This window comes from Maritalea sp. S77 (assembly GCF_049801075.1).
In the GTDB taxonomy this organism is placed as follows: Bacteria; Pseudomonadota; Alphaproteobacteria; order Rhizobiales; family Devosiaceae; genus Maritalea.
The window spans coordinates 1,110,089-1,124,538 of sequence record NZ_JBNAGG010000001.1 but is presented as its reverse complement, the minus strand read 5'-3'; the positions used below and the strand labels follow the sequence as shown (position 1 = coordinate 1,124,538).

Below are 14,450 nucleotides of genomic sequence, written 5' to 3'. Positions count from 1 at the left end.
ATGAAATTGGGGCAACGCGACACAGTTCGCTTGATGGCTTGGCCCAAAAATGATGCGAATTACGCAAAACTGGTTATTTGGCTCATTGCGCTCACTGCGCTTTGGCGTATTTGGGCAGGCGCAATGGTCGGCTTCGGCATTGGCGAAGCCTATTATCTGGCTTCTGCGCGCGAATTGCATTTGTCCTATTTCGATCAGCCCCCTTTATTTCTTTGGGTGCTTTGGTTCACCAATCTGATCACACCGGGCGAAGCGCCTGTTTTGCTCAGATTGCCGTTCATCTTGATGTTCAGCCTGAGCACATGGGTCATTTTCCAGATGGGGCGGCGCATACAGAGCGCCCGCGCCGGTTGGATTGCCGCATTACTATTCAACATTTCGCTGCTGTTCCAAATATCCATTGGCGGTTGGGCACAGCCCGAAGCACCGCTAATGCTGTTTTGGCTGCTCACCGTTTGGTTTTTGTTGGATATATTCGCCGAAGAGCCCAAAGCACCACTGATCAGCTGGGCTTGGGTCGGCCTTATGCTCGGCCTGACCTTCTTGTCGAAATATCATGCTGTTTTTCTGCTATATGGCACAGGACTTTTCGCACTGATCGTGCCAAGCGCGCGCAAGTGGATTGTGCATCCCGGTCCATATGTAGCAATGGCGATTGCAGCCCTGATTGCATCGCCCGTATTGATCTGGAACTGGCAAAATGAGTTTATCTCATTCACCTTTCAAGGCGGACGCGCATTTGGTTATGATTTTAGCCCATTGCGATTGCTACGCATGGTGGTGGGACAACTGATCTATATTACACCGTGGATCGCGCTACCGGCTTTGTTTGCGGCCATCGTGGTCATCATCAAAGGTCCGGGCGCCACTTGGCCGCAGTCTAAATCCAGAGGCACAGCGTTCTTTTTGGTGATGCTGGCCCATGGCCCGATCTTTTTGTTCACAGCAGTTGCTGCCTGGTCTGAAACCCAATTTCATTTCCATTGGCAAGCGCCGGGCTACATGATGTTGTTTTTGGTGCTCGCCATGTGGATTGATGCTGCTTGGACGAGACATAAAAACCTGCTGTCTGTTTTCTTGCTGCTGGCGACAATCATCAATTTCGCTTTGATGAGCGTTCTCGTCACACACACCTCAAATGGCTGGTTGCGACAGGTGGTGCCGGGTTTTGCGCAGGGCATAGACCCAACGCGCGATGCGTTACCATGGTCTGCTTTGTCTGATTTTTTGCGTGAGGAAGGCGCATTCGCTGACGGCAATTTTGTGGCTGGCGTTCACTGGACAGAATGCGGCCATGTCGACAATAGCGTCGCCGGAGAAGTGCCGTTTTTGTGCATCTCGAGCGATCCCCGCAATATCGCGTTCAATATTGACCCAACGACACTCGAAGGCGGCACGGGATACATCGCGACGTCGGTGTGGCCCGATGAATCTATTATGAGGAGCTTTTCACCCCTGTTTGAGAGCTTCGCGCAAATTGGCCAAGTCGATATCTTGCGCTCGGGCCGTGCTGAACTGGCGCCAGTACGTATCTATCGCGGCGACCGCTTAATCATTGACCGCGAATTTGGCCCCACAACCACCGGAGAATACAAACTGGCTTTGCTACCGCTCACCAAAATCGTGCGTATTACAGGTAGCGTTGATGAATTGGCAGCACCATTGGAGGTGGATGCCTATATTGGTGATGTGCGGATCGGCGCTGCAAATATCGTTGATGGCCAATTTCAAATGACAACTGGCATGAAAGCCACGTTGCCGCGCAGAACGGTAACGTTGAAATTGCAGTCACAAGACGGAAAGCCGGTTTTTGCCAAATCGATCAAAGTTGAACTCGGGTTCCACAGTTAGGGCATTATGCGTTTGGCGGACTGCGCCAAACCATTTCAACCTCAATATCATCGCGATCAATCGCCGCAAAACCATGCCGAACGTAAAAATGCTCAGCATCACTATCGGTGATTGCAGTTAGATAAATGTCTTCACCCGCCGCTGCCGCCTTGGCTTTTAGCTCTTGAACAATTACTTGGCCGATGCCGCGCCCCTGGTGGGCTGGTGAAATATATAGATGCGCCAGATATAGACCTTGTTCGCGCGGGAAGAGGGCGTAACACCCGATCAGTTGATCATCGGCCAACAATATCGTCGTATGCTCTGGGGCAAACTCATCAACAAAGCGCTGTCGTGCTCGTTCTGGTTTGAAGCGCCCAACCTTTTCCAAGCTGGGACGCATGGCGATAAGACGCAACTCGACCAAGGCTTCAAGGTCGGCCATTTGAGCTGGCCGACGCGCGAAATGTGGGGACATATAAAACTAGGCCGCGTTTCCAGCTTCCATTTTTTCCCAAGACATTTTCTTGCGATAGATGGTGGATGGACTAATTTCTAGCGCCGCTGCTGCCTGCGAAATATTGCCGTCAAACAGTGTAAGCGCTTCTTCAATAATGCGCTGTTCTTGCTTCCATAGAGGTTCAAGAATGGCAGATTGCGCCCGCGCATGACGATTGGCAATAGGAGCCGCACGTAGCTCTTCGCGACTTTGCTGATGCGCTTTGCTTTCAACATCGGCCAAACGCACCATGCGGGCGGTGACCAATTGCTCATCATGCATCACAACGATGCGTCGGACCAGATTTTGGATCTGCCGCACATTGCCCGGCCAATCACGTGCCATAAACTGTTCCGCAGTTTCCCGATCAAAGCCGATAAACTCTTTGCCTTCTTCTTCCGAATATCGCGAAAGGAATGTTTCAGCGATGGGCATAATATCCGCGGGGCGTTGCCGCAAAGGTGGCAAATGGATGGGCAACACATGCAAGCGATAAAACAAATCTTCGCGGAATTGTTTTTCGGTAATCATTTGCATGGGGTTGCGGTTGGTGGCGCAAATAATGCGAACATCCACCTTGCGTGGCATGGCTTCGCCAACGCGATTAATGCTGCCAGTTTGCAAAAAGCGCAGCAATTTTGCCTGCAAGCTTAAATCTAATTCACCAATTTCATCGAGGAACAAGGTGCCGCTATTGGCCAGCTCCACCGCGCCATCGCGATCTTGCATGGCGCCAGTAAAGGCACCTTTCACCACGCCGAAGAGCTCCGTTTCCATCAGGTCGCGAGGGATCGCGCCGCAATTGATGGCCACAAATCGACCGTCTGAACGATTGGACCGCGCATGAAGCGCTTCCGCACAAACTTCTTTGCCCGTGCCGCTTTCCCCGGTGATAAATACAGGTGCGTTGGAAGGCGCAATGCGGCCAATTTGCTCGTAAATCACCCGCATTTGGGGGGATGCACCAACAAATCCTTCAAAATCCAAACGGTCACCTTCTTCTGGCGGTGGAGAGAATTGATATTTTTTGCCGTGTCGGGCGGAAAGTTCTTCTAAACGTTCAAACAGAGTTTTGGCCGTAACGGGCTTGGCAAAATAATCATGAGCACCCGCACGCATGGCCGCAACGGCCATGGTCACAGAGCCCCCCTCAGAAAGCGCGATGATGAGGGCGCCTTGAGAATAATGTGCAATCTTGGAAAGAGCGATTTCAGCATCAGAATCAAGTTCGTCAATGCTGTTGAGGTCCACAAAGATGATGTCGAAATCGTGAGATTTCAGCGCGCTCAAGCCCTGCTTTCCGCTGGAGACGTGGGTGCAGGTAAGTTGCATCCCATTGCCTTTATTGTCCAAAAAATCCTGGCAATCGTTCAAAACTGAATTGCTATGGTCGACAATCAATAGACGCGGTGGCCGTGACGAGCCGCATGAACTTGGCATTCTGCCGTTACTCCCGATTCTGGGTCATATATCGCATTCTTGCTCCCCCCATCTTTCCTAATTAGGGTAAACAAAGTGTTTGCATTTGATGCAAAACTGTAAAAATAGCGCAAAACGACAAGTTTGCGATTGCTTTGACGGACAAAAAAGCGATGCTATGTTGGTAATCGGGGAATCTAGATTGAAGGGCATTTAGTTTAACGTGCGCGCACTCATATTGTTTTTTATCTCTGTTGCGTGTTTGAGTGTGGGTATAACCGCCTACTTCGGGCTTGGTGTGACCCTCATGGATGCCATTTTGGTGACAGGTCTTTTCGCTTTGACCTGCTTTGTGGTCATCGAAGGCCTATTTCGCCGCCGCACGGAAAAATATTTGGCCCAGCGCGTTTCTGAAATTGCTCAACAATTAGGCGTGGTTGCCCGCACCAATGAGATCATGTCCGATCAGGTGAATTATCTCTCCAACATCAATGTGAATAATCGTTTGGAAGATGTTGAAGCCGATATTTCGGTTTTGGGCACTGTTGTGCGCGAATTGGCAGAGGCCGTTGCCGAAGTTGAAGAGGCGCAAGCCACCCAAGCTATGGCCCCGCCGCCAGCGCCTGAACCAGCGCCAGCCGCCCCCTCAAATGTCGCACCGATCAAATCAAGTTTTTCGGCAGAAGAGAACGCCGACGAAGACGAAGAAGATGTGCCGATTTCAATTTTGCAGGACGCGCTGGCCGAGGGCCGTATGCGCCAATATCTGCAACCCATCGTCACGCTGCCGCATCGTCGCGCATTGGGCTATGATCTTGTGCCAAAAATCTCGCAGCCAGGTGGTAAGCTATTGAATGCAAGTGAATTCTTGCCACAAACCGATCTTACCGGAACCATCTCCGAGCTCGAGCAAATGTTGGTGCGGCAGGCAGCCAACATCATCCATCGATCCAACATTACAGGCGAGCCGACTTCGCTGTTTGTCCCAATTTCCTATTGCTTGCTCAATGATACAGATGCTTGTGAACGCCTGATTGAATTGGTGCGCTCCAACCGTGCCGTAACAGCCAGCTTGTTCTTGATGATGGATGAGGAACGCTACGCTGGTCTAAACGAAAATCAACGCGCAATGCTGGCGCAGTTTGTGCGGATTGGCGTGGGCATTTGCCTCAATAAAGTGCGCAGTTTGCGGCTCAACTTCCAAGACCTATATGCACGCGGCATCAAATATGTGAAGGCAGATACACAACGTTTCATCGAAAGCCCGCAATCTTACTCCGACCTGCACAATGCTGATGTGGCAGACTTTGTGAAGCGTTATGATGTGGGCCTGATCATGGATAATGTAGTGCAGGAAGAGCAGATTTTGATGCTGCTGGACGACAAAATCCCATTTGCACAAGGTGAGCATATCGCGCCGCCATCTCCGGTTCGTCCTGATCTATTGGGCGAACAGCAAAAAGTTCAATCCTCCGCCTATTAAGGCGTGTCCCAACACGGAATGAAGTTAACCTATGTCCTTGAATAAAGTAGGCCTTTCCGGCCTAATCGATCAATATGATGCCCTGTTTTGCGATGTTTGGGGCGTGTTGCACAATGGCGTTGCTGGCCACAAAACGGCCATTGCCGCGTTGAGGGAAGCCAAAGCCATGGGCAAAGCTGTGGTGTTGGTGACCAACGCCCCACGTCCTTCGCGCGAGATTGCGGCAGAAATCACAAACCTAGGCGTGACCGCCGATATCTATGATGCCATCGTCACATCGGGCGATGCCACTCGTGACTTGATCCGCCCGTTTGAAGGGCAAACCCTTTATCGATTGGGGCCAGACAGCGATTCAGCACTTTTTGACGGCATTGACGTACATTTCGGCTCGCTCGAAGAAGCCAAGGCCATCATGTGCACCGATCTTGAATATGGTCGGACGCCTGAAGATTATGTGGACGACGCCATTGATTGGCGCGAGCGTGGGTTGCCATTCATTTGCGCTAACCCAGACAAGGTCGTGGAAGTGGGCGATGAGCTGATCTATTGCGGTGGTGCGCTGGCCGATGTTTATGAACAGGCGGGTGGCGAAGTCCGCTTGGCCGGTAAACCCTATGCGCCAATCTATCAGCGCGCGACGCGGCTAGCGGCAGAAAAGCTCGGCACAGACCCAGCCCCCAAACGCACCTTGGCCATTGGCGATAGCGTACGTACGGATGCAACGGGGGCGGCCCAAATGGGCTATGATTTCCTGTTTATCTCCGGCTCCATCCACGCGCAGGAATTTGGCGACGTGGAAAACCCTGATCCTGAAATGATCACCAATCTTGTGAAGCAAAGCGCTGCCAACACTGTTGGCTTTGCCCCACGCCTTTATTGGTAAAGCGCAGGGCATTGGGGGAAGGGCGGCAAGGTTAGAACATCGCGTCGATGTCGGACTGTGAAACGCCTTCGCCCTCATGGGCAGGGCCACTCACTAACTTTTCGCGATTGCGTTTTTCTTGGGCGCTCGGCTCACCAGTGCTGATGGGCGCGATATTGTTGTTTTCGATCATTTTGCACAGCACTTCGATGCGATCTTCAATCACTTCCATGGTGTGGATAATTTTGGTGACACGCTGGCCCGTGAGATCTTGAAAGCTACACGCCTCAAAGATAGCCATCATATGCTGTTCAACCTCGGCGTGATATTTTTCAGGATCGGACTTATCTGCCGATAAAACCTGTTCCGCCACATTCATAATGGTATCGGTCGCCACTTCAGTTGCTTTCACAATGGCGCCCAATTCGCGACCCATCTCTGGGATGCGTTTGGCGAAGATATCGTTGGCATCAACGCGTGAGAGTTCTGTGCGCAAGCTTTCAATGGCGAGCAAGATCTCGCGCAATTCTTGATGCATAGATCGGTCTAAACTCCGCACAAGGGGTTTGAGTGCCGTGGTGACTTTTTCCGCCAAAGCAATCACATCCTTTAGCGGAATGCGTTCTTCGTCTACATTTGCCAAATCAGTCAAATCAAGTTCTGCTGTAGGTTTCTTTGCTGTTTGTGCCATCATGCTAACCCGCCATCTGCTTTTCAAACACCGCTTGCATTTTGGCGAAAAGCACCTCTGTGGTGAACGGCTTGATGATGTAGTTATTCACGCCAGCCCGTTTGGCGGCGATCACATTTTCGGTGGCAGATTCTGCCGTGATCATAATGAAAGGGATCTGTGCATTTTGCGGATCGGCGCGCACGTGGCGCAACAATTCATAGCCAGTCATCGGCTCCATGTTCCAATCTGAAATGATCAAATCATATTTGTTACGCGCAGCCATCTGCGCCGCTTCATGCCCGTCTTTCGCATCATCGACATTTTCGAAGCCCAATTGCCGTAAAAGATTGCGCAAGATGCGCAGCATGGTTGCATAATCATCCACGATCAGAATGCGCATTGAACGATCCAAAGCCATTCTCTTACCCCTATTAATCATTAAATATGTGATTATGGTAAGCGGACGCGTTGAAATAGCGGTAAACCGGCAACTTGGGAAAAGCCCGTAGTCCGTGCTGGTAAAATTTGAAAAGCACCTGCTTGCAAATTGTTGCCAAAAGGGGCAGTTTGCGCCAATTAATTTCCGCCTTTGATTCAATAAGCAGGGCTCTCAATATGGCGTTTACAATTGTCGAAAATCTGGGTGAGTTGCCACAGCATTTGCGTGGCGGCGTTGTCGCCATTGGCAACTTTGATGGCTGTCATCGCGGGCACCAGTCGATTTTTGAACGAGCGAAGCAGATGGCTGCAGCCGATAATGTACCTGCTTTGGTGCTGACATTTGAGCCGCACCCGCGTGATGTTTTTGCGCCAGCGCCTTTCATGTTCCGGCTCACAGAGCGTAATCAAAAAGCGCGCTTGGTTGAAGCCATGGGCTTTGATGGCGTTGTGATCATGCCATTCACCAAAGAGTTTTCACAAAAATCGGCATCTGATTTTATTGAGAATTATATTGTCGATCAGCTTGGCGCATCGATTGTCACCGTAGGGGCTGATTTCCACTTTGGCAAAGATCGTGCAGGCACTCCGCAATATCTGGTTGAAGCGGGGCCGAAATATGGGTTCGACGTGGTGATCAACCATATGTTGGACGAAGGGGATGCGCCTGTTTCATCCACGCGTGTGCGCGAGGCGCTGCGCGATGGCGAAGTTGAATTTGCCAACCAATTGCTTGGCTATCATGCATTTATCGCTGGCGAAGTTAGCCATGGCGACAAGCGGGGCAGGGAGCTGGGATACCCAACGGCAAACTTGCATCTGTCGCCCCATGAAGGCTTGAAGCACGGTGTTTACGTGGTGCGCGCACGGGTCAAGGGCAAAACCTATAATGGCGTCGCCAACTATGGTCGCCGCCCGATGTTCGATAATGGCACCACCTTGTTCGAAACGCATATTTTCGACTTCGCTGAGGAAGTCTATGGCGAATATATGGAAGTTGCCCTTTGCCAATATTTGCGGGGTGAAGAAAACTTCAATTCACTCGATGAGTTGATCGCTGCCATGGATAAGGACAGTGAAAACGCCAAATCTGTGCTGGCTAAAGAGGTTGCCATCTCTGACATTGACGTCACGCTCGGCTTTTTCAGCGGCTAGGGGCAATGCGCCAAGTTTTTCGGGCTAAAGATTGACTTTAGGGGTATTTGTGCCCTAATTCGTTCAGACCAACAATATATCGGTGACCAACTCGTGGCCTTTTTTGATCACACGCCTATTCATTTTCCGTTCGTCGCGTCGCGACGGGCGATTAATCCTGCGCAGATCAATATTCCGATTATTCGAATTATTAGCCGGCCTTCGTAACCAGCGCGAAGCGCGCGAACGAAGTGTCGGATAAAAATTGTAAGTATGCCAGGGCGTATCAGCCCGATGGCTTTTCCAGTGACATAATGAATGACGGTTAGCACCATGAGCGACAATTCATCAGGCGCGGATAATCCGCAAAATGAGAAAAAAGACTATTCGGCAACGTTGAACTTGCCAAAAACAGACTTCCCCATGCGGGCAGGCTTGCCCAAGCGCGAGCCAGGCTGGCTTAAGCGCTGGGAAGATATGAACATCTATCAGCAGTTGCGCTATGCCTCGAAGGACAAAGAAAAATTCATCCTTCATGATGGCCCACCTTATGCCAACGGCAACATCCATATCGGCCACTCACTGAACAAAGTGCTGAAAGATATGGTTGTGCGTTCGCACCAAATGCAGGGCTATAACGCAGCCTATATCCCAGGTTGGGATTGCCACGGCTTGCCCATCGAATGGAAGATCGAAGAGCAATATCGTGCCAAAGGCAAGAACAAGGACGAAGTGCCGATCAACGAATTCCGCAAGGAATGTCGTGAGTTTGCTGCCCATTGGCTGGACGTACAGCGCGAAGAATTTAAGCGCTTGGGCGTGAATGGCGATTGGGACAATCCTTACATCACCATGGCCTATGATGCAGAAGCGCAAATCGCACGCGAATTGATGAAATTCGCCACCTCAGGCCAGCTTTATCGCGGCTCAAAGCCAGTGATGTGGTCCGTTGTGGAACGCACAGCCTTGGCTGAAGCGGAAATCGAATATCATGAATATGAGAGTGATGCGATCTGGGTGAAATTCCCCGTGTCTGCTGCTGGCGGCACTGGCGATCAGGCCGAGTTGGTCGAAAAACTGATGGATGCTAAAGTAGTCATCTGGACGACGACTCCTTGGACGATCCCAACCAACCGTGCGGTGTCGTACTCATCAGACATTTCCTATGGCCTTTATCAGGTTACTGATGCGCCAGACGAAAATTGGGTGGAAAAAGGCGAATTGCTGGTGCTGGCCGATAATTTGGCGGCAGATGTGTTCGGCAAGGCCCGCGTGGATGCGTTTGAACGCGTGAGCGACGTGCCTGCAGCTGTGCTGGCGACCATCGAATGTGAGCATCCTTTGAATGGCCATGGCGGCGGCTATGAATACACCGTGCCTTTGCTTGATGGCGATCACGTAACGGATGAAGCTGGTACAGGCTTTGTGCATACGGCACCGGGCCACGGCGCGGACGACTTTGAAATTTGGATGGACAATGCACGCGACCTTGAAGCACGCGGCATTGATACAACTATCCCGTTCTGCGTGGACGCGGGCGGTTATTACACCAAGGACGCACCGGGCTTTGAAGGTGCGCGCATCATCGATGACAAAGGCAAAAAAGGCGATGCCAACAATAAAGTGATTGCTGAATTGGCAGCCCGTGGTGCCATGGCTGCGCGCGGCCGCTTGAAGCACCAATATCCGCATTCTTGGCGCTCGAAAAAGCCGATCATCTATCGCAACACGCCACAATGGTTTGTGTATATGGATCGCGATATTGGCGGGGCAGGCGACACGTTGCGCACCCGCGCCATGGACGCGATCGAAGCGACAAACTTTGTGCCGCAAACAGGCAAACGCCGCTTGAGTTCAATGGTTGAAGGTCGCCCAGATTGGGTGCTGTCTCGTCAGCGTACATGGGGTGTGCCGATCTGTGTGTTCGTCAATGAAGATGGCGACGTGCTCAAAGATGAGGACGTGAACACCCGCATCGCAGATGCCTTTGAAAAAGAAGGCGCTGATGCTTGGTTTGCCGAAGGCGCAAAGGAGCGCTTCCTGACCGATAAATATAATGCGGCTGAATGGAAGCAAGTGACAGACATTTTGGATGTGTGGTTCGACTCCGGGTCAACCCACTCTTTCGTGCTGGAAAAGCGCGCTGATCACCAATCTCCTGCCGATGTGTATTTGGAGGGCTCCGACCAACACCGGGGCTGGTTCCAATCTTCATTGCTGGAAAGCTGTGGTACGCGTGGCCGCGCGCCATATAAGAACGTCATCACCCATGGTTTCACCATGGCTGAAGACGGGCGGAAAATGTCAAAGTCGATCGGCAACACCATCGCGCCACAAGATATCATCAAGCAATATGGTGCAGATATCTTGCGTCTTTGGGTGGCGTCAGTTGACTATTCGGAAGATCACCGGATCGGCGATACCATCATCAAAACCACGGTCGACGCCTACCGCAAAATGCGCAACACATTGCGCTTCTTGTTGGGCAGTTTGGCACATTACGATCCTGCGGATGAAGTTGCATTCGAGGATATGCCAGAGCTAGAGCAATATATGCTACACCGCATCGCGAAGCTCGATGAAGATGTGCGGACATATTACAAAACCTTTGATTTTAAACGTGTCTTTTCGACCTTGTTTAATTTCATGACAGTTGATTTGTCTGCGTTCTATTTCGATATCCGCAAGGATGCGCTCTATTGCGACCCGAAATCTAGCGTGAAACGCAAAGCAGCGATGACCGTTTTGAACAAACTTTTTGAGTGCCTCACAGCATGGTTGGCACCGATCATGGTGTTCACCATGGAAGAAGTGTGGTTGGAGCGGTTCCCAGATGGCGATAGCTCAGTGCATAAGCGCGAATTCCCAACGGTGCCGGCAAATTGGCGCAATGAGGAACTGGCCGAGAAGTGGGCGAAAATCCGCAAAGTGCGCCGCGTGGTCACCGGCGCGCTGGAAATTGAGCGCCGCGAGAAACGCATTGGTGCCTCGCTCGAATCAGCGCCAAAAATCTATGTCTCTGACGCGGATCTTTATGTGGCGCTACACGGGCAGGATGTGGCGGAAATTTCCATCACAAGTCAGGCAGAAGTGCTGCAAAATGAAGGCCCAACCGAAGCATTCCGTTTGGACGATGTGCCGGGCGTAGCTGTGGTTCCAGCAATGGCGGAAGGCACCAAGTGCGAACGCTCTTGGAAAGTTTTGCCCGAAGTTGGCCAAGATCCTGAGTATCCTGATGTTACATTGCGCGATGCACAGGCATTGCGCGAACTAGCAGCAGGATAAGTAAAAATGAAGGCGAATATTGCCCACAAAAGCCTATTTGCCTTCATTCTGGCCCTGTTGATTGACCAGGGACACAAGCTATTTATGCTCAATGTTTTGGGGTGGACTGGCGGCGAAATTGTCAACGTCACCCCATTCTTTGATTATGTTTTGGCTTGGAATACCGGCATTTCATATGGTTGGCTAGGCAACTCATCACCGTATGTCTTGATCGGGATTATGTCCGTTGCCATGCTGGGGCTCGCCATCTGGTGGGCCACCGCAAAAACAGACCTCACCAGATGGGGAATCGCCATTGTACTGGGCGGTGCATTGGGCAATTTGATTGATCGCATTGCTTATGGTGCCGTGGCAGACTTCTTTTCTTTCCATGCATTTGGCTATTATTGGTATATTTTTAATCTGGCAGATGTAGCAATTGCCCTTGGCCTTATTATCTTGTTATGGGATATAGTGCTAAGGCCCCAAGGCGATGTGTCCTCAAAATAGCCTTTTTTGAGACCTAAGGCCTTTCGGCAAGTATTTTGGAGTGGCATGCATGTTCGGAACGAACCAGAAATCAAATCTTTTCGCCAAATGGACCGGAACTGCGGCCTTGGTGGGCGCATCTCTTTTTGCCCTGTCTGCATGCACAACTGTTGAAGGCACCAACGCCTTTAAGGATGGCAACACCTTTGAACGTGAAGTGATGACGGAAACCTTGCGTGGCTTGGGCGTGATGGAACGGGAAGAAAAAGAAGATATTTCTGCCCCGCGCGCGCCGTTGGTTTTGCCAAAAGACACTAAGTTTTTGCCAATTCCAACAAAAACGGCCGTTGCAGCCTTGCCGGAAGATTCTGATGAGGTGCGGTTGGATGAAACCCAGCTCACCGAAAATGAAATTCGTTTGATCCGGGGTGCCCGTGTTGCTGACCTTAGCGACGCACAAGGCCGCGCATTCACCCCGAAAGAAGCGCAAGAAGTGGCGCGCCGCTTCCGCGAACAGCGTTTGGCCTATCAACAAGCGCTTAAAAATGGCGACAAACGGCCTCTTTATCTGCCACCTGAGAAGTATTTCACCAAGGTTGGCGGTCAAGATTTGATCTGTTTGGCGGAAAATGGCGATTTGGTGCCGTTGGATAGCCCACTTTGTCCGCCAGAGATCAGAGAAGCGTTGCAAGGCTCCTAACAAACGGGTAAACCCGTCCGATATATTTTTATTGCTTCGGAAGGGCTCTAATGGCCAAAAAAGACGCTGGCAGCACAAATGACCGCCAGGACGGTGATCGCATTGCCAAAGTGATGGCGCGCGCGGGCCTATGTTCGCGCCGCACTGCGGAAACATGGATTGAAGACGGCCGCGTTGCGGTGAACGGCAAAACCATCGATAGCCCCGCCATCAAAATCACCGCAAAAGACCGCGTACTTGTTGATGGCAAGCCATTGACCGAGCGCGAAGCAACGCGCGTCTGGCTTTATCACAAGCCGCCTGGCCTTGTTGTGTCTGAAAGTGATCCCGAAGGACGCCCGACAATTTTCCAAGCCTTTGAAGAAGCAGGCTTGCCGCGCGTGCTGACAGTTGGTCGGTTGGACATCAATACAGAAGGGCTCTTGCTCCTCACCAATGAGGGCGGCCTAAAACGGGCTTTGGAACTGCCATCCACAGGTTGGGCACGGCGCTATCGCGTGCGGGCCTATGGCCGCATCACACAAGAGAAACTGGACGAACTGAAAGATGGCGTGACCATCGATAAGGTGCATTATGGCCCTATCGAAGCCACGCTTGAGCGCCAGCAAGGCAGCAATGTGTGGCTGATCGTTTCACTGCGTGAAGGCAAAAACCGCGAAGTTAAAAATGTTCTGTCTGCATTCGGGCTGGATGTGAACCGTCTTATCCGTCTTAGCTATGGACCATTCCAGCTCAATGAATTGAAGCCGGGTGAAATTCAGGCAGTGAAAACCCGCGTGTTGAAAGATCAGTTAGGCCAAAAGCTAGCGGAAGAAGCTGGCGTTGATTTCGATGGTCCAATTGTGCCGGTTGTGCCAAAGGCTGCAAAGAAAAAGTCTGAAGAGAAAACGGGTCAATTTGGCCGCGCGCGTGGCCGCACAGGCGAACCGCGCAAGCCAAAAGATGATCATCGCGCACCGCGCCGTAAGTTTGAAGAGCAGGAAGAAACGCCCAAGCGTCGTGTGTTCTTTGATGATGGCAATATCGGTGAACATATTCCGCGCGCTCGCAAAAAAGACGACGAGGATTCTGGCCCTCGCGGCAAAAGAGGATTTGGCGACAAGGGACGCAAATTTGATCGCGATGATCGCGGGCCCAAGCGCGAATTCTCGAAAGATCGCCCGCCTCGCGATGGTGAAAAAGGCCGTGACGACCGTCGTCGCGATGGTAAGCCTTTTGAAAAACGCGACCGCAAAGAGGGTGGACGCCCCTTTGGCGAGAAAAAGTTTGGCGAAAAGAAATTCGGCGAGAAGAAGCATTTTGGTGATAAGCCACGCGGTGCTGCAGGGCGTCGCGATGATCGTCGACCTGATGATCGGCGCGGTGCATTTACAGATCGCAATGCCGAAAAGTCGGAACGTAGCGAGCGTCAAGGCGAGCGCAAATCATTCGGCGACAAGCCTCGGGGTAGACCTGCTGGCGGTCGCGGTAAGCCACGGGACGATCGGTCACAAGGGTTCTCCGATGCTGGCCGTCATAAGGGTCGTCCAGCAGGTGATCAACGCGGCCCACGTGGTCGCGGCGGCAAGCCAGGTGGCGGTAAGTCATTTGGTGGTGGCAGACCGGGTGGTGGCAAGCCGGGCGGACGTCCGCCGCGCAAATCATAGAGCGGTCTAATTT

At 51.8% G+C, this 14,450-nt stretch carries 12 protein-coding genes; 8 read left to right on the top strand and 4 right to left on the bottom strand.

Annotation, left to right across the window (positions count from 1 at the left end; all coding sequences use genetic code 11):
• The gene (locus ACP15Y_RS05395; protein ID WP_424981977.1) at positions 1 to 1,851 is read left to right on the top strand and encodes an ArnT family glycosyltransferase; all 1,851 of its coding nucleotides are present in this window, start codon (positions 1 to 3) and stop codon (positions 1,849 to 1,851) included.
• Positions 1,852 to 1,855: 4 nt separating this feature from the next.
• On the opposite strand, the gene ACP15Y_RS05390 is transcribed toward ACP15Y_RS05395, so the two are convergent.
• On the bottom strand, positions 1,856 to 2,308 hold the full coding sequence (locus ACP15Y_RS05390; RefSeq protein ID WP_424981976.1) for a GNAT family N-acetyltransferase: 453 nt from the start codon (positions 2,306 to 2,308) through the stop codon (positions 1,856 to 1,858).
• Positions 2,309 to 2,314: 6 nt separating this feature from the next.
• Positions 2,315 to 3,769, bottom strand: coding sequence for a sigma-54-dependent transcriptional regulator (locus ACP15Y_RS05385; RefSeq protein ID WP_424981975.1), 1,455 nt, complete (start codon positions 3,767 to 3,769; stop codon positions 2,315 to 2,317).
• 286 nt (positions 3,770 to 4,055) lie between these two features.
• Here ACP15Y_RS05385 and ACP15Y_RS05380 point away from each other — a divergent pair, with 286 nt between their 5' ends.
• Together ACP15Y_RS05380 and ACP15Y_RS05375 are read left to right on the top strand one after the other, a co-directional pair.
• Complete coding sequence (locus ACP15Y_RS05380; RefSeq protein ID WP_424981974.1) at positions 4,056 to 5,231, top strand: EAL domain-containing protein; 1,176 nt, start codon at positions 4,056 to 4,058, stop codon at positions 5,229 to 5,231.
• Positions 5,232 to 5,262: 31 nt separating this feature from the next.
• A complete protein-coding gene (locus tag ACP15Y_RS05375) occupies positions 5,263 to 6,114 on the top strand; it encodes a TIGR01459 family HAD-type hydrolase (protein WP_424981973.1) in 852 nt (283 codons plus the stop codon).
• Positions 6,115 to 6,145: 31 nt separating this feature from the next.
• Here ACP15Y_RS05375 and ACP15Y_RS05370 read toward each other — a convergent pair whose 3' ends face one another.
• Positions 6,146 to 6,787: a protein phosphatase CheZ gene (locus ACP15Y_RS05370; protein WP_424981972.1), complete on the bottom strand. Its 642-nt coding sequence runs from the start codon at positions 6,785 to 6,787 to the stop codon at positions 6,146 to 6,148.
• Position 6,788: 1 nt separating this feature from the next.
• Positions 6,789 to 7,184 carry a response regulator gene (locus tag ACP15Y_RS05365; protein ID WP_424981971.1) on the bottom strand — a complete coding sequence of 132 codons (396 nt, stop codon included), beginning with the start codon at positions 7,182 to 7,184 and terminating at the stop codon, positions 6,789 to 6,791.
• Positions 7,185 to 7,381: 197 nt separating this feature from the next.
• Here ACP15Y_RS05365 and ACP15Y_RS05360 point away from each other — a divergent pair, with 197 nt between their 5' ends.
• The 5 genes from ACP15Y_RS05360 to ACP15Y_RS05340 all read left to right on the top strand — a co-directional run bounded on the left by ACP15Y_RS05360 (position 7,382) and on the right by ACP15Y_RS05340 (position 14,437).
• Positions 7,382 to 8,359: a bifunctional riboflavin kinase/FAD synthetase gene (locus tag ACP15Y_RS05360; protein ID WP_424981970.1), complete on the top strand. Its 978-nt coding sequence runs from the start codon at positions 7,382 to 7,384 to the stop codon at positions 8,357 to 8,359.
• 297 nt (positions 8,360 to 8,656) lie between these two features.
• The gene (gene ileS, locus ACP15Y_RS05355) at positions 8,657 to 11,623 is read left to right on the top strand and encodes an isoleucine--tRNA ligase (protein ID WP_424981969.1); all 2,967 of its coding nucleotides are present in this window, start codon (positions 8,657 to 8,659) and stop codon (positions 11,621 to 11,623) included.
• Between the two features lie 6 nt (positions 11,624 to 11,629).
• Positions 11,630 to 12,112, top strand: coding sequence for a signal peptidase II (gene lspA, locus ACP15Y_RS05350; RefSeq protein WP_424981968.1), 483 nt, complete (start codon positions 11,630 to 11,632; stop codon positions 12,110 to 12,112).
• Between the two features lie 49 nt (positions 12,113 to 12,161).
• A complete protein-coding gene (locus ACP15Y_RS05345) occupies positions 12,162 to 12,791 on the top strand; it encodes a hypothetical protein (protein ID WP_424981967.1) in 630 nt (209 codons plus the stop codon).
• 50 nt (positions 12,792 to 12,841) lie between these two features.
• Positions 12,842 to 14,437, top strand: a complete 1,596-nt coding sequence (locus ACP15Y_RS05340; protein WP_424981966.1) for a pseudouridine synthase — start codon at positions 12,842 to 12,844, stop codon at positions 14,435 to 14,437.
• Positions 14,438 to 14,450 lie beyond the last annotated feature (13 nt).

Coding starts and splice junctions, on each gene's coding strand:
- ACP15Y_RS05380 (WP_424981974.1), top strand. CDS start 4,056: ATGGATGCCATTTTGGTGACAGGTCTTTTCGCTTTGACCTGCTTTGTG.
- ACP15Y_RS05395 (WP_424981977.1), top strand. CDS start 1: ATGAAATTGGGGCAACGCGACACAGTTCGCTTGATGGCTTGGCCCAAA.
- ACP15Y_RS05365 (WP_424981971.1), bottom strand. CDS start 7,184: ATGGCTTTGGATCGTTCAATGCGCATTCTGATCGTGGATGATTATGCA.
- ACP15Y_RS05390 (WP_424981976.1), bottom strand. CDS start 2,308: ATGTCCCCACATTTCGCGCGTCGGCCAGCTCAAATGGCCGACCTTGAA.
- ACP15Y_RS05345 (WP_424981967.1), top strand. CDS start 12,162: ATGTTCGGAACGAACCAGAAATCAAATCTTTTCGCCAAATGGACCGGA.
- lspA (WP_424981968.1), top strand. CDS start 11,630: ATGAAGGCGAATATTGCCCACAAAAGCCTATTTGCCTTCATTCTGGCC.
- ACP15Y_RS05340 (WP_424981966.1), top strand. CDS start 12,842: ATGGCCAAAAAAGACGCTGGCAGCACAAATGACCGCCAGGACGGTGAT.
- ACP15Y_RS05360 (WP_424981970.1), top strand. CDS start 7,382: ATGGCGTTTACAATTGTCGAAAATCTGGGTGAGTTGCCACAGCATTTG.
- ACP15Y_RS05370 (WP_424981972.1), bottom strand. CDS start 6,787: ATGATGGCACAAACAGCAAAGAAACCTACAGCAGAACTTGATTTGACT.
- ileS (WP_424981969.1), top strand. CDS start 8,657: ATGACGGTTAGCACCATGAGCGACAATTCATCAGGCGCGGATAATCCG.
- ACP15Y_RS05385 (WP_424981975.1), bottom strand. CDS start 3,769: ATGCCAAGTTCATGCGGCTCGTCACGGCCACCGCGTCTATTGATTGTC.
- ACP15Y_RS05375 (WP_424981973.1), top strand. CDS start 5,263: ATGTCCTTGAATAAAGTAGGCCTTTCCGGCCTAATCGATCAATATGAT.